18 protein-coding genes and 1 pseudogene are annotated in these 19,883 nt (G+C 69.6%); 14 read left to right on the forward strand and 5 right to left on the reverse strand.

Features of this window, described 5'->3' with window-relative positions; translation table 11 throughout:
* From VF536_RS14515 to VF536_RS14530, 4 genes and pseudogenes are all read left to right on the forward strand, one after another.
* Nucleotides 1–342: pseudogene (locus tag VF536_RS14515) on the forward strand (hypothetical protein); the annotation flags it as partial.
* A 186-nt stretch (nt 343–528) separates the two neighbouring features.
* Nucleotides 529–783, forward strand: coding sequence for a hypothetical protein (locus VF536_RS14520; protein WP_297525651.1), 255 nt, complete (start codon nt 529–531; stop codon nt 781–783).
* Nucleotides 784–997: 214 nt separating this feature from the next.
* Nucleotides 998–2,089, forward strand: a complete 1,092-nt coding sequence (locus VF536_RS14525) for a sensor histidine kinase (RefSeq protein WP_331615569.1) — start codon at nt 998–1,000, stop codon at nt 2,087–2,089.
* Nucleotide 2,090: 1 nt separating this feature from the next.
* A complete protein-coding gene (locus tag VF536_RS14530) occupies nt 2,091–2,945 on the forward strand; it encodes a LytTR family DNA-binding domain-containing protein (protein WP_331615570.1) in 855 nt (284 codons plus the stop codon).
* Between the two features lie 51 nt (nt 2,946–2,996).
* On the opposite strand, the gene VF536_RS14535 is transcribed toward VF536_RS14530, so the two are convergent.
* Nucleotides 2,997–3,278 carry a hypothetical protein gene (locus VF536_RS14535; RefSeq protein WP_331615571.1) on the reverse strand — a complete coding sequence of 94 codons (282 nt, stop codon included), beginning with the start codon at nt 3,276–3,278 and terminating at the stop codon, nt 2,997–2,999.
* A 130-nt stretch (nt 3,279–3,408) separates the two neighbouring features.
* A complete protein-coding gene (locus VF536_RS14540) occupies nt 3,409–5,226 on the reverse strand; it encodes an aminopeptidase P family protein (protein WP_331615572.1) in 1,818 nt (605 codons plus the stop codon).
* A gap of 243 nt (nt 5,227–5,469) precedes the next feature.
* On the opposite strand from VF536_RS14540, the gene VF536_RS14545 reads away from it, so the two are divergent.
* Nucleotides 5,470–6,408, forward strand: a complete 939-nt coding sequence (locus tag VF536_RS14545) for a hypothetical protein (RefSeq protein WP_331615573.1) — start codon at nt 5,470–5,472, stop codon at nt 6,406–6,408.
* Between the two features lie 15 nt (nt 6,409–6,423).
* Here the strand turns inward: VF536_RS14545 and kynA are convergent, their stop codons facing one another.
* From kynA to kynB, 3 genes are read right to left on the reverse strand one after another with little or no spacing between them, the layout of a single operon-like run.
* The gene (gene kynA, locus VF536_RS14550) at nt 6,424–7,350 is read right to left on the reverse strand and encodes a tryptophan 2,3-dioxygenase (RefSeq protein WP_331615574.1); all 927 of its coding nucleotides are present in this window, start codon (nt 7,348–7,350) and stop codon (nt 6,424–6,426) included.
* 8 nt (nt 7,351–7,358) lie between these two features.
* On the reverse strand, nt 7,359–8,666 hold the full coding sequence (gene kynU, locus VF536_RS14555; protein ID WP_331615576.1) for a kynureninase: 1,308 nt from the start codon (nt 8,664–8,666) through the stop codon (nt 7,359–7,361).
* A gap of 29 nt (nt 8,667–8,695) precedes the next feature.
* Nucleotides 8,696–9,367: an arylformamidase gene (gene kynB, locus VF536_RS14560; protein WP_331615577.1), complete on the reverse strand. Its 672-nt coding sequence runs from the start codon at nt 9,365–9,367 to the stop codon at nt 8,696–8,698.
* Between the two features lie 242 nt (nt 9,368–9,609).
* Between kynB and VF536_RS14565 the strand changes: the two genes are divergently transcribed.
* The 9 genes from VF536_RS14565 to VF536_RS14605 all read left to right on the forward strand — a co-directional run.
* On the forward strand, nt 9,610–11,958 hold the full coding sequence (locus VF536_RS14565; protein ID WP_331615578.1) for a bifunctional salicylyl-CoA 5-hydroxylase/oxidoreductase: 2,349 nt from the start codon (nt 9,610–9,612) through the stop codon (nt 11,956–11,958).
* A 42-nt stretch (nt 11,959–12,000) separates the two neighbouring features.
* Nucleotides 12,001–12,789 carry an SDR family NAD(P)-dependent oxidoreductase gene (locus VF536_RS14570; protein WP_331615580.1) on the forward strand — a complete coding sequence of 263 codons (789 nt, stop codon included), beginning with the start codon at nt 12,001–12,003 and terminating at the stop codon, nt 12,787–12,789.
* Nucleotides 12,789–13,328 (forward strand): MarR family winged helix-turn-helix transcriptional regulator, encoded by a 540-nt coding sequence (locus VF536_RS14575; RefSeq protein WP_414710376.1) that lies wholly within the window; start codon nt 12,789–12,791, stop codon nt 13,326–13,328. Before VF536_RS14570 ends, VF536_RS14575 begins: the two co-directional genes overlap by 1 nt.
* 31 nt (nt 13,329–13,359) lie before the next feature.
* Entirely contained in the window at nt 13,360–14,199 is an 840-nt protein-coding gene (locus VF536_RS14580; RefSeq protein ID WP_331615581.1) for an enoyl-CoA hydratase family protein, read from the forward strand.
* Nucleotides 14,200–14,207: 8 nt separating this feature from the next.
* Nucleotides 14,208–15,365 carry an acyl-CoA dehydrogenase family protein gene (locus VF536_RS14585; RefSeq protein ID WP_331615582.1) on the forward strand — a complete coding sequence of 386 codons (1,158 nt, stop codon included), beginning with the start codon at nt 14,208–14,210 and terminating at the stop codon, nt 15,363–15,365.
* A 10-nt stretch (nt 15,366–15,375) separates the two neighbouring features.
* Entirely contained in the window at nt 15,376–17,010 is a 1,635-nt protein-coding gene (locus VF536_RS14590) for a benzoate-CoA ligase family protein (RefSeq protein ID WP_331615583.1), read from the forward strand.
* A 46-nt stretch (nt 17,011–17,056) separates the two neighbouring features.
* Nucleotides 17,057–18,280 (forward strand): ABC transporter substrate-binding protein, encoded by a 1,224-nt coding sequence (locus VF536_RS14595; protein ID WP_414710377.1) that lies wholly within the window; start codon nt 17,057–17,059, stop codon nt 18,278–18,280.
* 23 nt (nt 18,281–18,303) lie between these two features.
* The gene (locus VF536_RS14600) at nt 18,304–19,224 is read left to right on the forward strand and encodes a branched-chain amino acid ABC transporter permease (RefSeq protein ID WP_331615584.1); all 921 of its coding nucleotides are present in this window, start codon (nt 18,304–18,306) and stop codon (nt 19,222–19,224) included.
* Nucleotides 19,225–19,228: 4 nt separating this feature from the next.
* On the forward strand, nt 19,229–19,883 hold a 655-nt coding region (locus VF536_RS14605), incomplete at its 3' end, for a branched-chain amino acid ABC transporter permease (protein ID WP_331615585.1).

The following is a 19,883-nucleotide window of genomic DNA, read 5'->3' on the forward strand; positions in this document are numbered from 1 at the left end:
CCCGCACCCGCACCCGCACCCGCACCAGTGCCCACAGCGATTGCTCCGGCGCCCGCCAGCCCCGCGACGGTGACGGCGCAAAGCACGTCCTTCCAGCCGTCGAATGCCCGGGCGGCCGTCGTGTCCACGGACGAGAAGTTCCCGGCCCCGATCAGCCTCGTGCCCAACCTGGTCTACGCGGAGGCCGACTCCGACCAGAACGGCGTCATCTCGCCGTCGGAGCGCCGCTCGTACGATGTGCTCCATCCCACGCTGGGCCAGCGCCCCGCTGACGTGCCCCCCAAGCGCGTCGTGGACGCCGAACTGCGCGAATACGCGTCGATCGCCAAGAACCAGTTCTGACGCCGTCGGGCAGGGGCGCTCGCCCCGAACGGCCCGACTTTGGCCGACACCACCCGATGGGGGGATCCGGGACGGACTCCCCCTTCCGAGGGCCCTCCTCAGTTGGGTATGCAAGGCGCGCAGCGGCGCGCAAAGTGGACTCCGTCGCGGCTCGCCATGAGCTGCCTGTCGTTGAAGGAGTCAGCCATGCACTTCGCCGAAATCGAGACCGGGGACTACCGCATCTACGCCGGCGCGATCGAGCGCCCCCGCCAGTTCGGCTACGTCGCGGCGGTCGTCGTGGTGCGGACGGGGCTCTGCGAGGCGATGAACAAGCGCGAGGCCTTCCGGGACGAGAACCTGGCCGGCGGCTACGGCTGGGCGACGCCGGCGGAAGCCCTGCGTTTCGCCATCAATGCCGGAAAGGAAGCCGTGATGTGCCGGATCGGCATGTACGCATGACTGCGACGGCCCACTCAGGCGGCATGACTGACACCCCCATGTTCGAAGGCGACCTGTCCGACGACGACCTGTTCGCGGATTTCCTCGCCACACTGCCGCGGCTGGGGGCGGAAGCCGCCCCGGTCTCCGTGGCTCAAGCGGCTCATCCCGTGCTTCGTCGCGTCGGCGCCCGCCCGCGCTTGGATCGCCGCGACGGGCCCGCTATCGTGCGGGCATGTCGACCCCGGTCCTCCCCGTCAGCCCGTCCGAGCCGGCCCATCCGGCCTGGCATGGTTTCGTCTCCTACCTGACGCCGCAGCGGGTCCTGCTGGCGCTGGCGCTGGCCACCGTCTTCGCGCTGGCGCTGCAACCGATCTTCATCACGCCGTTCCCGGTCCTGCTGGGCCGGACGATGTTCGTGGGCATGCTGGCGCTGCTGGCCTTCTCGGCGGCCGGGCAATGGCCGCGCCAGTTGCCGCGCTGGTGGGCGCGCTGGCTGTTCCAGGTCGTCGTCGTTGCGGCGGCCGTGCCGCTGGCCACCTTGGCGGTCTACATGGTCGCCGTCGGCGGCGACTTCTCCAGCTTCGTCGAGTCCGAATCCCGGATGCTCGGCTTCCTCTGGATCGCGGGATCCGGCCTGGTCGTCGGGCCGCTGCTGGCGATGGGCGCGCTCTACCGGCAACGCGATGCCGAGGCCCGCAGCCAGGCGCTCGGTTTCGAGCTCGAACGCAGCGAGCTGGAGCGCCAGGCCCTGGACGCCCGGCTGCGGCTGCTGCAGGCGCAGGTCGAGCCGCATTTCCTGTTCAACACGCTGGCCAACGTCCGCGCGCTGGTGGAGACCGGTTCGCCGCAGGCCGCGCCGGTGCTGCGCAGCCTGATCGCCTACCTGCGCGCGGCGATGCCGCGGCTGCAGGGCGACGCCACGACGCTGTCCGACGAGGTCGCCCTGGTGCGCGCCTACCTCGAGCTGATGCATCTGCGCATGCCGGACCGGCTCGATGTCGTCGTCGACCTGCCGCCGGAGCTCGGCGGCCTGCGCTTTCCACCCATGGCCTTGCTGACGCTGGTCGAGAACGCCGTGCGCCACGGCATCGATCCGAGCGAGGAGGGCGGTCGCATCGAGGTCGGCGGTGCGCTGCACGACGGCCAGGTGCGGCTGTGGGTCAGCGACACCGGCGTCGGCATGACGCAGAGCATGGGCAGCGGCACCGGGCTGCGCAACCTGCGGGAGCGGCTGACGCTGTTCTACGGCCTCGGGGCCTCGTTGGCGCTGACCGAGAATCTGCCGCACGGCCTGTGCGCCGAACTGCGCTTCACGCCGCAATGACATGAGTTCTTCCAGCCAATCCGCCGAGTTCGACATCCCCGCGCCGACCGCCCTGATCGCGGACGATGAACCGCTGCTGCGCGACAGCCTGCAGCGCAGCCTCGGCCTGCTGTGGCCGGAACTGCGCGTGGTCGCCCAGGCGCGCAACGGGCGCGAGGCGGTCGAGATGTTCGAGGTCCACCGGCCCGACATCGCCTTCCTCGACGTGCACATGCCGGGCCTGAACGGGATGGAGGCGGCCCGGCAGATCGCGCGCCAGGCCCATGTCGTGTTCGTCACCGCGTTCGAGGAATACGCGTTGCAGGCCTTCGAACGCGGCGCGATCGACTATCTGGTCAAGCCGGTCGACGAGGTGCGTCTCGCCGACACGGTCGGCCGGCTGAAGGAGCGTCTGGCCGAACAGCCCCGGCGTTCGCGCGCAGAGGGCAGCCAGGCGGCGCTGGAGGCCGTCATCGACGAACTCGCCCGTCGCATGGCGCGGCAACCGGGCGCGCCCGTCTCGGCGGCCGCCGGCCTCGCGACCGACTCTGGGCCGCTGCAGTGGATCCGGGCGTCCGTGGGGTCGACGCTGAAGCTGATCCCGGTCGACGAGATCCTGTTCCTGCGCTCGGACGAGAAGTACACGCTGGTGGTCACCGCGGAGGGCGAGGCGCTCATCCGCACGCCGATCCGCGAGTTGATCGAGCGGCTGGACGCGCAGCGATTCGTGCAGGTCCACCGCTCGGTGGTCGTGAACCTGCACGCGATCAGTCACGTCACGCGCGGGCCCAATGAAACGGCGGACCTCCACCTGAAGGCGCGACCCGAGGTGCTGCCGGTCAGCCGCAGCTACCTGCACCTGTTCCGGCAGATGTAAGGCAGCCCGCGGACGAAGACCGGCGCGTGCCGGTCCTCGGTGCCAGGAGGCTCAGCGGCCCGGTTGCGCCCGTTCCAGCGGTTGAGGCGCGGCGGGCAGCGGCACCTGCTGGGCCTTGCCCTGCACGACCACCGGTTCCAGCTGCCACATCGGGGCGGCGACGTTGACCATCTGCACGACGGCCATCACGGCCACCGCGATGATCGCGGCCATCAACGCCGTGTGCATCGCGCCGTCGGAGAAGCGGTGCAACTCGCGTTCATCGTTGGTCGAGGGCTTGTGTCGCGCCAACGCGCGCCAGCCGTTCCACGCTTGAGAGAGTCGGGTGTCCATGTCTCTGCTCCTCGTCGACAAGCTGCAACAAGTCTAGGTCGCGGCCCGGAGCGCTTCCAGCGAAGCCGGACGTAAAAAAGCGCGGCTCAGCCGCGCTTTTCCGCCATCCGTCGCATGGACGGTCCCGGGCTCAGCGCTGCAGCGCTTCGGTGCGGGTGTTCAGCCAGGCGAGGGCGTCGCCGTCGACCAGCGGCGCCAGCCGCCGACGCACCTCGGCGTGATACGCATTCAGCCACGCGAGCTCATCCTCCGACAGCAGGGCCACTGCGATGCAGCGCGTGTCGATGGGGCACAGCGTCAGGGTCTCGAACGCCAGCATCTCGCCGAACTGCCCCTTTTCGGGGGTCTCGAAGGCGACGTTCAGCACCAGGTTCTCGATCCGCACCCCCCATTGGCCGGGGCGGTACAGGCCGGGCTCGATCGACGTGATCATGCCGGGCTCCATGGCCATGTTCGCATCGGGCACGGCCTTCGAGATGCTCTGCGGGCCCTCATGCACGTTCATGAAGTAGCCGACACCGTGGCCGGTGCCGTGGCCGTAGTCCAGGCCGTGGGCCCACAGCGGGGCGCGGGCGATGGCGTCGAGCATCGGGCTCAGCGTGCCGCGGGGGAACGCGGTGCGCGACAGCGCGATCGTGCCCTTGAGCACCAGCGTGTAGTCGCGCTTGTGGCCGTCGGTGATGGTGCCGATCGGCCAGACGCGGGTGATGTCGGTCGTGCCGCCGACGTACTGGCCGCCGGAGTCGATCAGCAGCAGGCCGTTGCCGTCGATCTGGGAGAAGGACTCGGGCACGGCGCGGTAATGCGGCATCGCGCCGTTGGCGTTGAAGCCGGCGATGGTCGAGAACGACAGGCCGACGAAGCCGGGGCGCCTGGCGCGCTCGGCGGTCAGGCGCTCGTCGATGGTGAGTTCGGAGATCGCTTCGCCGCGCGCCATCGCCGCCTCGAACCACGCGTAGAACGCGCACATCGCGGCGCCGTCCTGTTCCATCGCCTGGCGGATGAACTGCGCTTCGGCGGCGTTCTTGCGGCTCTTCAGCAGCGTGCTGGGGTTGATGGCCTCGACGACGGCCGCCGACGCCGGCAGGGCCTCGCGCAGGCCGAGCGTGACGCGACGGGGATCGATCAGGACCTTGGCGTCCGCGGGCAGGGCGCCCAGCGTCGTGCGGGTGTCGGCGTACGGCGCGAGGCGCACGCCGTCGGCGGCGAGGCGCTGCTCCAGCGCCGCGTCGATCTTGCCGGGCTGCACGAACAGCGTCGCACCGGCCTGGTCGAGCAGCGCATGGGCGAGGAACACCGGGTTGTAGGTCACGTCCGAGCCGCGCAGGTTGAGCAGCCAGGCGATGTCGTCGACGCTGGAGATCAGGTGGTGCGAGGCGCCGTGTTTCACCATGCCTTCGCGCACTTGCCGAAGCTTGTCGGCACGGCTGACGGTGGCCTGCGGCGAGGCGTGTTCGTAGATGGGCGCGTCGGGCAGGCCGGGGCGGTCGTCCCAGGCCTGGTCGATCAGGTCGATGGCGGAGTTGATCAGCACGCCCTTGGCGCCGAGTGCCGCGCGCAGCTGCTGCGCGACCGCGAGGCCGAGCACCTGGCCGTCGACGACCAGCGTCTGGCCGCGCTGCAGCGTGTCCGCGATCCAGGTGATGTGCTGGCTGGAGGCGCCGGTGGGGATCTTGAAGAGGGCGATGCCGCTGTCGGCGAGCTCGCGTTCGGCGGAGGTCCAGTAGCGGCTGTCGGCGAACAGCTGGGCGTCGTCCAACGTCACGACCAGGGTGCCCATGGAGCCGGTGAAGCCGGAGAAGACTTCGCGGGCCTGCCAGCGGCGCGGCAGGTATTCGGACAGATGCGGATCGGCCGAGGGCACCAGGATGGCGTGGGCGCCGGCGTTGCGCAGCGCGTCGCGCAGTCTGGAGATGCGCAGCTTGATCTGGGAAAGGCGGGTATCCATGGCGGGCCTCGGCGGGTTGGCGGGCGTGGAACGCAGCGGCCGGGTGGGCCGCGCGCGTGAAGTCGCCGATTGTAGAAGTGACGCTTCCATGACTTCCGTCCGACGCATCCGGCCCCGGGCGCACGGCGGGCGCCGCGGGTCCGTGGCGCACAGGGCGGTGGGCTGGGGGCGGGGACGGTGCTGTCGCGAGGACGCTCTAACATCGCGCGCTTGGAAAACAAGGACGACCGGGAGGAGCATGCGATGAGGGTGACTGGAGGAGCCGATGAAGCCGGCGGGGCCCATGGCGCCGTGCGTCGACGACTGGCCGGCGGCCTGGTGCTGGGACTGATGGCGTGGGCAACGGGAACGCAAGCGGCGGCCTCGCCCGCGTCCGAGGCGAGCGACGCAGAGCGGCTGCAGGCGGCCGTGCGTTTCGTCTCCGCACAGTTGGCGGCCGACGCCGATCCGAAGCAGATCCTGCAAGCACGCGCGAAGCCTCGCGTCGCGCATGCGGGCGAGCCGCTGCAGGACTGCGACCTCACCGTGATCGTCCGGGCGATCGAACAGCGTGGCGCCCCCGAACTCGAGGAAGGGCCGACCGGTGCGCCGGTCGTCGCGCGGGTGCCGGTGGTGGCTGAGCTGGTGTTCGTCGAGGCCGGTCTGGACGGCGGGCCGACGCCGCTGCTCGCCGGCGACAGCGCCTGCACTTTCGCCTACGAGCGCTTCGATGTGCAGCGCGCTGCCTTCGAGCCCATCGAGACCTTCCGGCTGCGTCCGCACACGGCGGAGTTCCGCACCTGGGGCGAGGCGGCGGAAGTCTGGCGTGCCGGCGCGCCCGTGGCGGGCGCGCAGCCGCGCCGTTTCGTCGCGATCGATCCGGACAAGCGCTATGTCCGCTTCTGGGTGCGGGTGAACGTGGCCGATCCGGCGGCGGCCTACCGGCTCGCGCCGCAGTTCCCGCGCCACTGGCTGGCGCGCGACGCGGTGCCCAAACTGGAGAACATCAACCTGCGCCAGGAAACCATCCTGATGGCGAAGCTGTCCGACCGCAACCCCGCCGCGCGGGGCAACGAACTCAAGAACGACCTCGTGCGCATGCAGGCGCAACTGAAGCAGGACCGCTGGCGCTTCGACCGGTTGAAGGCCGGACTTGAGCGCCTGGAGGCGGTCGAGTCCTTTGCGGAGCTGCCCAAGCCTTGACGGGCCGCGCGAGCGTCACAGCTCCGTGCGAAGCGCCCACAACTCCGGGAACAGCACGACGTCCAGCATCTTGCGCAGGTAGCTGACGCCGCCGGTGCCGCCGGTGCCGCGCTTGAAGCCGATGACGCGCTCCACGGTCGTGACGTGGCGGAATCGCCAGAGCCGGAAGGCGTCCTCGAGGTCGACGAGTTCCTCGCCCATCTGGTACAGGTCCCAATGCGCCTTGGGGTCGCGGTAGACCTCGAGCCACGCGGCCTTGACGCCGTCGTCGGCGGAACGCGGCTGCGTCCAGTCCCGGTCGAGCGCGGCGGCCGGCACGTCGATGCCGCGACGCTTGAGCAGGCGCAGGGCCTCGTCGTACAGCGAAGGCGCTTCGTAAGCCGCCTGCACCTCGGCCAGCAGGTCGGCGCGGTGCGCGTGCGGCTTGAGCATCGCCGCGTTCTTGTTGCCGAGCATGAACTCGATGCGCCGGTACTGCGCGCTCTGGAAGCCGCTGCTGTTGGAGAGATAGGGCCGGATGGCCGAGTACTCCGGCGGCGTCATCGTGCTGAGCACGTCCCAGGCGTGGACGAGCTGCTCCATGATCCGCGACACCCGCGCCAGCATCTTGAAGGCCTCGGGCAACTGGTCCGACGCCACATGCGTCACCGCGCCGTGCAGCTCGTGCAGCATCAGCTTCATCCACAGCTCCGAGGTCTGGTGCTGGATGATGAAGAGCATCTCGTTGTGGTCGGGCGAGAGCGGGTGTTGCGCGCTCAGCACCTGGTCCAGGCGGAGGTAGTCGCCGTAGCTCATGTCCTTGGAGAAGTCGAGCTGCGCGCCTTCCTCGCGGACGATCGCCTCGCCACCTTGTCCGCCTTGCCCGCCTTGCCCAGCTTCTTGCCTGGTGCCCGGTGCGCCGTTGTCGACGCCGTCAGGCGCCGCGCCGGATCCGTGTCCCATCGGGCAGCTCATGTCACCGCCGCCTTCTTGTTGAAGCGCGCCTCGCGCCATTCTTCGGTGGCCAGTACCTGATGCAGATGCTCGACCGCGTCCCACGCGTCGGTGAAGCCGATGTACAGCGGCGTGAAGCCGAAGCGCAGGATGTGCGGCACCTCGTCCAGCCGCGTCGGATCGCCGGCCCGGGAGTCGCCGATCACGCCGCGCTCGATCAACGCCTGCACGACCGCGTAGCCGGCCGTCTCATGCAACGGGGCCTTCAGTGCGAGGCAGACCTGGCTGCCGCGCTGCGCGGCGTCGCGCGGCGAGACCACATAGATGCCTTGCCCGCCGCAGCGCTCTTCAGCCAGGCGCGCGAACAACTCAGTCAATGCGATCGATTTCTCGCGCAGCGCCGCCATGCCGCCAAAGGGCACGGCCGCGAGCAGCGTGTCGACGCCGCATTCCAACGCCGCCGTGGACAGGATCGCCGGCGTGCCGCAGATGTAGCGCTTGATGCCGGGCGCCGGCGCGTAGTTCGAGGTGAACTGGAAGGGCGACGCATGACCCAGCCAACCCGACAGCGGCTGCCAGAAGCGGTCCGCATGGCGCGGATGCGCCCACACGAACGCCGGTGCGCCGGGGCCGCCGTTGAGGTACTTGTAGCCGCAGCCGATGGCGAAGTCCGCATCGGCGGCATTCAGGTCAACCGGGATCGCGCCCGCGGAGTGCGCGAGGTCCCACACGGTCAGCGCGCCGGCCGCATGGGCCGCGGCGGTCACCGCCTTCATGTCGTGCTTGCGGCCAGTCCGGTAGTTGACCTCGGTCAGCATCAGCACGGCGAGCTTGTCGTTCAGCAGGTCGGGGATCTCGTCGACGTGATCGACGAGGTGGAGCGTCATGCCGAACTGCTCGGCGAGGCTCTCCGCGATGTAGAGGTCGGTGGGGAAGTTGCTGCGTTCGGAGACGACGACCGTGCGGCGACCGTCAGCGTCGCCGGCCTTGACGATGCGCAGTGCTGCGCTCAACACCTTGTAGAGGTTGAGCGAGGTCGAGTCCGCGACGATGGTCTCGCCGGGCTTGGCGCCGATCAGGCGGCCAATCTTGTCGCCGATGCGCGAGGGCAGGTCGATCCAGCCGGCGGTGTTCCAGCTCTTGATCAGGTCGCGGCCCCATTCGTCGGTGATCACCTGCTGCACGCGCGCCGCAGTCGCCTTGGGCATCGCGCCCAGCGAATTGCCGTCCAGATAGAGCGTGCCCGCGGGCAGCGAGAACTGGTCCTTCAGCGGCGCCAGCGGATCGGCGGCGTCCAGGGCCAGGCAATCTTGTCTAGTGGTCATCGATGTTCCAGATGATTTCGGAAGAGGGGTCACAGTGAGCGCAGCACCGCGCGCACCGGCGACGCGCAGGCGCCGGCGAGCTTGAGCGGCAGCGCGATCAGTTCGTAGTCGCCTTCGGGCACGTCGTCGAGCACGAGGTTCTCCAGCACTCGCAGGTCCAGGCGCAGCAGCTGCTGATGGCTGTCCAGCGTCTTGCTGGTCGCGGGATCGACGCTCGGCGTGTCGAGTCCGATCAGCTTCACGCCGCGCGCGGCCAGCCACTCGACGGTCTCGGGTGCATAGGCGCTGAACTCGGGATTCCAGACGGTGTCGGCGCGCTCGTTGCAGCGCACCAGCACGCGCGCCGGCAGGTCCTGCGCGGCGTGTTCCAGATGCTCGACGCGGATCAGCGGTCCGCAGCCGATCGCATGGATCACGCGGCAGGGACCGAGGTAGGGATCGAGCGCCACCTCCGCCGCGCTCGCGACGCCGTCGGCGTAATGCAGCGGGGCATCGGCATGCGCGCCGACGTGCGGCGACATCGTGATCGCGCTCAGGTTCACCGGGCACTCCGGCGACAGCCGCGCGGTCCACTTCAGCGCGTAGGGCTCGTCCCCGGGGAAGATGGGCGCGTCGGGCGCCACCACCGGCGAGATGTCCCACAGCGAGCGTGAGGAGGATCGTTCGGACGATCTTTGGGAGGATGGGCTGGTTGACTTCATCTGCTGCTCCTGCCGGGTCTACGGCACGACGGCGCGCACCTTAGCGCGCGGTCCTGGACCGTGGTGTCGGTTAATTCCAACAAGGCCGGGTGCTTTGCGCAAGCCGCCCGGGGCGGCGACGTTGACGGGCTCAGGGTTATCTCGGGAAAGGCCAGTCGCCCATATCGTTGACGCCTCAACTATCCAGGCCTAAAGTGATCCCGTCAAGCAGTCCTCGCCCGACGCTCGCCGGGCTTCCCACCATGCGTATCACCTGCATCGGCGGCGGTCCCGCCGGCCTGTACTTCGCGCTGCTGATGAAGCGGCAGAACCCGGCGCACGACGTGACGGTGCTGGAGCGCAACCGCGCCGGCGACACCTTCGGCTGGGGCGTGGTGTTCTCGGACCAGACGCTGGCCGCGCTGCGCGAGGCCGATCCACAGACGGCCGGGCAGATACTGCAAGCCTTCAACCACTGGGACGACATCGCCGTCCACATCGACGGCCGCACGATGGTGTCCGGCGGGCACGGCTTCTGCGGCATCGGCCGGCGCAAGCTGCTGGACATCCTGCGCGAGCGCTGCGAGGAACTGGGCGTCGTGCTGCGCTACGAGACCGATGTCGCCGACGACGCCGACATCGATGCCGACCTGATCATCGCGGCCGACGGCCTCAACAGCCGTCTGCGCCAGAAGTACGCCGCGACCTACCAGCCTGATGTCGACCTGCGGCACTGCCGCTTCGTGTGGCTGGGCACGACCAAGCTCTTCGACGCCTTCACCTTCGACTTCCAGAAGACCGAGTGGGGCTGGTTCCAGGCGCACGCCTACCGCTACGACGACACGCATTCGACCTTCATCGTCGAGACGCCGGAACACGTGTGGAAGGCCGCCGGCCTCGAGGACATGAGCAAGGAAGAGGGCATTGCCTTCTGCGAGAAGCTCTTCGCCAAGGTGCTGGACGGCCACCCGCTGATCTCGAACGCCTCGCACCTGCGCGGCTCGGCGCAGTGGATCCGCTTCCCGCGGGTGGTCTGCAAGCACTGGGTGCATCACAACGGCCGCGCGCCGGTCGTGCTGATGGGCGACGCGGCGCACACGGCGCATTTCTCGATCGGCTCGGGCACCAAGCTCGCGCTGGAAGATGCGATCGCGCTGGCGCGCGACATCGAGCGCCACGGCGGCGGCGTGGACAGCCTGCCCGCCGCGCTGGAGGAATACGAAGCCACGCGTGCCATCGACGTGCTGCGCATCCAGAACGCCGCGCGCAATTCGACGGAGTGGTTCGAGAACGTCGAGCGCCACGCGCGCCTGGCGCCGGAGCAGTTCGCGTACTCGCTGCTGACGCGCTCGCAGCGCATCTCGCATGAGAACCTGCGGCTGCGCGACGCGCGCTACGTCGGTGAGTACGAATCGTGGCTCTCGCACCGCGCGGGCCTGGACCGGGCCGCGCCGCCGATGTTCACGCCGTTCACGCTGCGTGGCGTGAGGTTGAAGAACCGCGTCGTCGTCTCGCCGATGGCGCAGTACTCCTGCGAGGACGGCCAGCCCGCCGACTACCACCTGGCCCACCTCGGCGCCCGCGCGATGGGCGGCGCGGGGCTGGTGTTCGTGGAGATGACCTGCGTGTCGCCCGACGCGCGCATCACGCCGGGATGCCCGGGTTTGTGGAACGACGCGCAACGCGATGGCTGGAAGCGCATCGTCGATCACGTGCACCGCAGTTCGACCGCGAAGATCGCGATGCAGCTCGGCCACGCCGGCGCGAAGGGCTCGACGCGCGTGGCCTGGGACGGCATCGACCAGCCCTTGGACGACGGCAACTGGCCGTTGATCTCGGCGTCGCCGCAGCAATACCTGGACGGCGTCAGCCAGTGGTCGAGCGAGATGACCCGCGCGGACATGGACCGCGTCAAGGCGGACTTCGTCGCCGCCACGCGCCGCGCGGCCGAGGCCGGCTTCGACTGGCTGGAGCTGCACTGCGCGCACGGCTATCTGCTGTCGAGCTTCCTGTCGCCGCTGACGAACCAACGCGCCGATGAGTTCGGCGGATCGCTGGAGAACCGCCTGCGTTATCCGCTCGAAGTCTTCGCCGCGATGCGCGCCGTCTGGCCGCAGGACCGGCCGATGTCGGTGCGGATCTCCGCGAACGACTGGGTGCCCGGCGGCACGACGACCGAGGACGCGGTCGCCATGGCCGAAGCTTTCAAGGCCGCGGGTGCCGACCTGATCGACGTCTCCTCGGGACAGGTCAGCAAGCAGGAACGGCCCACCTACGGCCGCATGTGGCAGACGCCCTTCAGCGAAAGCGTGCGCAACCGCGCCGGCATCGCGACGATCGCGGTGGGTGCGATCTCGGAGGCGGACCACGTCAACAGCATCATCGCGGCCGGCCGCGCGGACCTGTGCGCGATCGCGCGTCCGCATCTGGCCAATCCCGCGTGGACGCTGACCGAGGCCGCGAAGATCGGTTATCTGTCGGGTCCGGGCCTGGACTGGCCCGCGCAGTACCTGTCCGGCAAGAGCCAGATGGAGCGGGAGTTCGAGCGACAACGCGCCATGGGTGGCGGTGCCGCCGCGCAGGAACAGGCCAACAAGGCGCTCGGCGTCTGAGGTGGCGGTCATGACGACAAGCAACAGCATCAAGGGATCCCCATGATCAACAGGTACCCGCTCGAAGGGCTGCATGCGGTCGTCACCGGTGGCGGCTCCGGCATCGGCGCGGCGATCGCGCAGGCGCTGATCGCCGACGGTGCGCGCGTCACGTTGGTGGGCCGTCGCCTCGAGAAGCTGAAGGAACAACGCGACAAGCTGAACGTCGACGGCGGTCTGTCCGTCGAGCTGCAGGTGTGCGACGTCGGCGACGAGGCCAGCGTGCGTCAGGCCTTCGCGGCGGCGGTGGCCGCAGCCGGGCCGGTCGATCTGCTGGTCAACAACGCCGGGCAGGTCGAGACGGCGCCGCTCGCGAAGACCTCGCTGGACACCTGGCAGCGCCTGCTCAACGTCAACCTCACCGGCAGCTTCCTGTGCAGCCGCGAGGTGCTCCCCGCGATGAGCGAACGCCGCTTCGGCCGCATCGTCAACGTCGCGAGCACCGCGGCGCTGAAGGGCTACGCCTACGTTGCCGCCTACTGCGCGGCCAAGCACGGCGTGCTCGGGCTCACGCGCGCACTGGCGCTGGAGACGGCGCGCAAGGGCGTGACCGTCAACGCGGTCTGTCCGGGTTACACCGAGACCGACATCGTCGCCGGTGCGATCGACACCATCGTCGCCAAGACCGGTCGGACGGCCGACGAGGCGCGTGCCGAGCTCGCCTCGGTCAATCCGCAGGGACGCCTGGTCGACCCGGCGGAGGTCGCCGCCTCGGTGGCGTGGCTGGCGCGCCGCGACAGCGGATCGATCACCGGCCAGGCGATCGCCGTGGCCGGCGGGGAGGTGATGTGATGCGCGACGCCGCAAAAGGGACGCTTCAGGATGTCGTCGACGATCCGGGCGCGGAGTTCGGCCCGGACCTCGAGTCCCGCATGCACGACGGCGACCACCAGGCGCTGCGCGTGTGGCTGCGCCTGCTGGCCTGCACGACGCGCATCGAGGACCAGATCCGGCAGCGCCTGCGCAATGACTTCGGCACGACGCTGCCGCGTTTCGACCTGCTCGCGCAGCTCGAACGCAGTCCCGACGGTCTGACGATGCGCGAGCTGTCGCAGCGCTTGATGGTCACCGGCGGCAACGTCACCGGCATCACCGACCAGCTCGAAGCCGAGGGCCACGTGGTGCGCGAGCCGCATCCGTCGGACCGGCGCAGCGTCACGGTGCGGCTGACGCCGGCCGGCCGGCGACAGTTCAAGCGCATGGCCGCGACGCACGAGGGCTGGATCGTCGAGCTGCTGGCCGGTTGGCCGCCCGAACAGAAGACGCAGGTGTACGAGTTGCTCGCGGGGCTGAAGGGCCATCTCGCGCAACTCGACGCCGCCCGCAAATGAACGCCACCGGCGAACCAAGGAGTACCCATCGATGGACAGCCATCTCATCAGCGGCAACACGCGCAGCCTGAAGGGCTTCGAGCCGAAGCACTTCAGCTGGCGCCAGGACGGCGCGGTCGGCGTCGTCACGCTGAATCGCCCCGAGCGTAAGAACCCGCTGACCTTCGAGTCCTACGCCGAGCTGCGCGACCTGTTCCGTACCCTGTCATATGTGGACGAGGTGAACGCGATCGTCGTGCAGGGCGCGGGCGGCAATTTCTGCTCCGGCGGCGACGTGCACGAGATCATCGGCCCGTTGACGAAGATGGCGATGCCGGACCTGCTGGCGTTCACGCGCATGACCGGGGATCTCGTGAAGGCGATGCGCGCCTGCCCGCAGCCGGTGGTCGCCGCGATCGACGGCGTCTGCGCGGGCGCCGGCGCGATCATGGCGATGGCCTCGGACCTGCGCGTCGGCACGGCGCGCAGCAAGACGGCGTTCCTGTTCACCCGCGTCGGCCTGGCCGGCTGCGACATGGGTGCCTGCGCGCTGCTGCCGCGCATCGTCGGTCAAGGCCGAGCGTCGGATCTGCTCTACACGGGCCGCAGCCTGGGTGGTGAAGAGGCGCTCCAGTGGGGCTTCTTCAACCGAGTCGCCGAGCCGGACGTGCTCGAAGCGCAGGCCGTGGCCTGGGCCGCGGAGATCGCCGCCGGTCCGAACTTCGCGCATGCGATGACCAAGCGGATGCTGCATCAGGAGTGGACGATGGGCGTCGACGAGGCCATCGAGGCCGAAGCGCAGGCGCAGGCGATCTGCATGATGACGCAGGACTTCCACCGCGCGTACCACGCGTTCGTCGCGAAGCAGCGTCCGGAATTCAAGGGCGATTGAGGACGGCCATGAATCATCTGAAGCATCTGGACTGGCCGTTCTTCGAGGACAAGCACCGCGCGCTGGCAAGCGAGCTGGACGGCTGGTGCGCGCGCAACCTGGCGCACGGCTCGGTGGACCACGAGGACGTGGACACGAGCTGCAAGTCGCTGGTGAAGGCGCTCGGCGCCGGCGGGTGGCTGAAGCACGCGGTGGCGGGGGAGGGCGAAGCCATCGACACGCGCGCCATCTGCCTGCTGCGCGAGACGCTGGCGCGGCACGACGGCCTGGCGGACTTCGCGTTCGCGATGCAGGGGCTGGGATCGGGCGCGATCTCGCTGATGGGCACGCCGGCACAGCGCGAGGCCTACCTGCCCCGCGTGTCGCGTGGCGAGGCGCTGGCCGCGTTCGCGCTCTCCGAGCCGGAGGCAGGCTCGGACGTGGCGGCGATGCAATGCGCCGCGCGCCTGGACCAGGGCGGCGACCACTATGTGCTCGACGGCGAGAAGACCTGGATCTCCAACGGCGGCATCGCGGACTTCTACGTCGTGTTCGCACGCACGGGCGAGGCGCCCGGCTCGCGCGGCATCAGCGCGTTCATCGTCGATGCCGGTACGCCGGGTTTCGAGATCGCCGAGCGCATCGATGTCATCGCGCCGCATCCGCTGGCGCGCCTGCGCTTCACCGGATGCCGCGTGCCGAAGACCGCGATGGTCGGCGCGCCGGGCGAAGGCTTCAAGGTGGCGATGCGGACGCTGGACGTGTTCCGCACCTCGGTCGCCGCGGCGTCGCTGGGCTTCGCGCGGCGGGCGTTGGAGGAAGGGCTGAACCAGGCCAAGGAGCGCGAGATGTTCGGCGCCACCTTGGCCGACCTGCCGCTGACGCAGGCCAAGCTCGCGGACATGGCCTGCACGGTCGACAGCAGCGCGCTGCTGGTCTACCGCGCGGCGTGGGAGCGCGACCAGGGCCGCACGATCACGCGCGAGGCCGCGATGGCCAAGCTGATGGCCACCGAGGGCGCGCAGCGCGTCATCGACGCCGCGGTGCAGCTGCACGGCGGCCGCGGCGTGCGGCGCGGCGAGATCGTCGAGTCCCTGTACCGCGAGATCCGCGCGCTGCGCATCTACGAAGGGGCCAGCGAGGTCCAGCAGCTGATCATCGGACGAGACCTGTTGAAGAACGGATAAGGACGCGCTCATGCACCGCACCGCCCACCTCGACACCTTCGCTCGCGACAACCTTCCGCCGCAGGACCAGTGGCCGGAGCTGGTCTTCGACCTGCCGGAGCTGCAGTTTCCGGAACGGATGAACTGCGCGTGGGATCTGCTGGATCGATGGGTGGATGAAGGGCAGGGCGGCCGCACGGCGGTGATCGGCGGCGACGGCCGTGGCGGCGAGATCCGCTGGACCTACGCGGAGCTGCAGGCGCAGGCGAACCGCATCGCCAACGTGCTGGTGAAGGAACTCGGCGTGGTGCCGGGCCACCGCGTGCTGCTGCGCGGCGCCAACACGCCGCAGATGGCGGCCTGCTGGTTCGCGGTGATGAAGATCGGGGCGATTGCGGTCGCGACGATGCCGCTGCTGCGCGCCAAGGAACTGGGCCAGGTCATCGAGAAAGCCCGCGTCTCGCACGCGCTGTGCGACGCGGCGCTGGCCGAAGAACTAGAAACGGCGCGCGCGCAGTTCCCGGTGCTCGAACGGGTCTGCCTGTTCCGCAGCGATGCAGCGGACGGATTGGAAGCGCTGGCGGAGCGCCAGTCCTCCAGCTTCGACAACGTCGACACCGCGTCCGACGACTGCGCGCTGATCGCGTTCACGTCCGGCACGACGGGGCAGCCCAAGGGCACGATGCACTTCCATCGCGACGTCATCGCGATCTGCCGCTGCTGGCCGGTGCACTGCCTGCGCGCCCGTGCCGACGATGTGTTCATCGGCAGCCCGCCGCTGGCCTTCACCTTCGGCCTTGGCGGCCTGCTGCTGTTCCCGCTGAGCGTCGGCGCGACGGCCGTGCTGCTGGAGAAGGCGTCGCCCGACGCGCTGCTGCCGGCGATCGCGAAACACCGCGCGACCGTGTGTTTCACCGCGCCGACGTCCTATCGCGCGATGGCGGCGCAGGCCGCGTCGCACGACCTGTCCTCGCTGCGCAAGTGCGTGAGCGCCGGCGAGGCGCTGCCCGCCGCGACGCGCCAGCTGTGGATGGACACGACCGGCCTGGAGATGATCGACGGCATCGGCGCGACCGAGATGCTGCACATCTTCGTCTCGCATACCGAGGAAACGGCACGCCCCGGTGCGACCGGCAAGCCGGTGCCGGGCTACCGGGCGCGTGTCGTCGACGACGAGGGCAACGACGTGCCGCAGGGAAGCGTCGGCAAGCTGGCCGTGCTCGGTCCGACCGGTTGCCGCTACCTCGCGGACGACCGCCAGCTCAAGTACGTGAAGCACGGCTGGAACCTCACCGGCGATGCCTACCTCATCGACGCAGACGGCTACTTCGTCTACCAGGCGCGTACCGACGACATGATCATCTCCGGCGGCTACAACATCGCCGGCCCGGAGGTCGAGTCGGCGCTGCTCGCGCATCCGGCGGTCGCCGAGTGCGCGGTGGTCGGCGTGCCCGACGACGAGCGCGGCCAAGTCGTGAAGGCCTTCGTCGTGCTCAAACCCGATGCGATCGGCGGGGCCGACGACGGCGCGCTGATCAAGGCGATGCAGGACTTCGTCAAGGCCACGATCGCCCCGTACAAGTACCCCCGTGCGATAGAGTTCCGCGCCAGTCTGCCCCGTACCGAAACGGGCAAGCTGCAACGTTTCCGCCTGCGTGAGCAGTAACCGCAGTCTTCCGACCGACCGTCCCCTTTCCTCCCCGGAGAAGCCGATGAAGATGCCGTCGAAGTCCCCCGCGTTCCTGCCCGTCCAGTCGGTCGCCCGTTCCGCGCTCATGACGCTTGCCGCGTTCACCGCGCTGGCCGCGGTCGCCCCCGCCGCCCACGCGGCCGACAAGCTCAAGGTTGGCATGTTGAGCACCTTGTCCGGCGCGGGCGCCGGGCTGGGCGTGGACATCCGCGACGGCTTCGCGCTGGCGGTGCAGCAGAACGGAGGCAAGCTCGGCGGCCTGCCGGTGGAGACCGTCATCGCCGACGACCAGCAGAACCCCGAGGTCGCCAAGCAGTCGGCCGAGCGGCTGCTCAAGCGCGACAAGGTCGACGTGATGACCGGCATCGTGTTCTCCAACGTGATGCTGGCGGTCGGCCCCGGCGTCTTCGCCGCGCAGGTGCCCTACATCAGCGCCAACGCCGGCCCGTCGCAGTACGCGGGCGAGCAGTGCAACCCGTACTTCTTCAACGTCGCCTGGCAGAACGACAACCTGCACGAGGCCATCGGCAAGACGGTGATGGACAAGGGCTTCAAGAAGGTGGTGGTGCTCGCGCCCAACTACCCGGCGGGCAAGGACGCGGTGTCGGGCTTCCGCCGCTACTACAAGGGCGTGGTCGCCGACGAGATCTACACCAAGCTCGGACAGCTCGACTATTCGGCGGAGCTGGCGCAGGCGCGCGCGGCCAAGCCCGACGCCATGTACATCTTCCTGCCCGGCGGCATGGGCATCAACTTCATCAAGCAGTTCGTCGGCGCGGGGCTGTCCAAGGACGTGACCCTGTTCGGTCCGGGCTTCTCCGCCGACGAGGACGTGATCAAGGCCGTCGGCGAGCCGATGCTGGGCATGTTCAACAGCTCGCACTGGGCGCACGACCTCGACAACCCGGCCAACAAACGCTTCGTCGCCGACTTCGTCAAGGCCTACGGCCGCTTGCCCTCGCTGTACGCGAGCCAGGGCTACGACGCCGCGCTGCTGATCGCCGCGGCGGTGCGCGACGTGAAGGGGAAGATCGAGGACAAGCCCGCGCTGCTGAAGGCGCTCAAGGCCGCGAAGTTCGAGTCGGTGCGCGGCCCCTTCCGCTTCAACCACAACCAGTACCCGGTGCAGGACTACTACCTGCGCGTGATCACCAAGGACCCGCAGGGCCGCGTGACCAACCGGACGCTGGGCAAGATCTTCGAGCAGCACGCGGACGCCTACGCGCCGCAGTGCAAGATGAAGTGACCTGAGCGGAACACGTCGTCGTCATGGACCTGATCCTCGTCGCCGAGCAGGCGCTCAACGGCCTGCAGTTCGGGCTGATGCTGTTCCTGCTGGCCGCCGGCCTGACGCTGGTCTTCGGCATCATGGACCTGATCAACCTCGCGCACGGCTCGCTGTACATGGTCGGCGCCTACCTCGCCGCGGCGGCGATCGCGGCGGGCGCGTCCTTCCTGGTCGCGGTCATCGCGGCGGTGGCGGGCACGGCGATCTTCGGCATGCTGCTCGAAGTGACGCTGTTGCGCCGGCTCTACCAGCGCGACCACCTGAGCCAGGTGCTGGCGACCTTCGCATTGATCCTGATGCTCAACGAGGGCGTGCGCATGATCTGGGGCGAGCAGCCGCTGATGCTCAACACGCCGGCCGCGCTGTCGGGACCGGTCGAGCTGCTGCCCGGCCTGATGTACCCGGCCTACCGGCTGCTGATCATTGGCGTGGGCTTGGCGGTGGCCGTCGCGCTCTACCTGCTGGTGACGCGCACGCGCTGGGGCATGTGGGTGCGCGCCGGCGCCTCCAACCGCGCGATGACCACGGCGATGGGCGTGCCCGCGGACCGGCTGTTCACGGCGGTCTTCGGCATCGGCGCGGCGCTGTGCGCGCTGGCCGGTTCCCTGCTGGGACCGCTGCTGGCGGTGCAGGTCGGCATGGGCGAGAGCATCCTGATCCTCGCCTTTGTCGTGATCGTCATCGGCGGCATCGGCTCGATCCGCGGCGCGCTGGTCGGCGCGTTGCTGGTGGGACTGGTGGACACCGGTTCGCGCACGCTGCTGCCGGCGGCGCTGCGGCAGATCGCCTCGCCGGAGGTCGCATCCACGCTGGGCCCGTCGATTGCGGCCATCCTGATCTACGTGCTGATGGCGGCGGTGCTGTTCTGGAAACCGCGCGGCCTGTTCCCCGCGAGAGGCTGATCCGATGACCGAGTCCCTGCGTCCCCGGCGTACGCTCCTCCATCACCGCGCCGGCGGTGCGTGGATCTGGGCGGCCTTCGTCGCGCTGGCGGCGCTGCCGCCGCTGCTGCAGGCGCTGGGCCTGGAGTTCTACACGGTGGTCGCGACGCGCGTGCTGATCTTCGCGATCGCGGCGGCGAGCCTGAACCTGATCCTCGGCTTCGGCGGGCTGGTGAGCTTCGGCCACGCGGCCTTCGTCGGGATCGGCGCGTACACGGTGGGCGTGCTGGCGGACGCGGGCGCGACGTCGGCGTGGATCGCCTGGCCGGCGGCGATGGCCGTGTCCGGCATCGCGGCGGCGGTCATCGGCGCCATCAGCCTGCGCACGCGCGGCGTCTACTTCATCATGATCACGCTGGCCTTCGCGCAGATGTTCCATTACCTGGCCGTCTCGCTGAAGGCCTACGGCGGGGACGACGGCCTGCCGGTGGCGGCGCGGTCCGTGTTGAACGGCCTGCCGGTGAACCTCGCCGACGACGCCTCCTTCTTCTGGGTCGCGCTGGTGCTGTTCGCGCTGGTCTTCGCGGGGCTGCGGCGGCTGGTCAACTCTCCGCTGGGCTGGCTGCTGCAGGCTGCGCGCGACAACGAGACGCGCGTCGCTGCCACCGGCGGTCGCATCT

The sequence above is a fragment of the Roseateles sp. genome (genome assembly GCF_036486225.1).
Lineage (GTDB): Bacteria > Pseudomonadota > Gammaproteobacteria > Burkholderiales > Burkholderiaceae_C > Roseateles.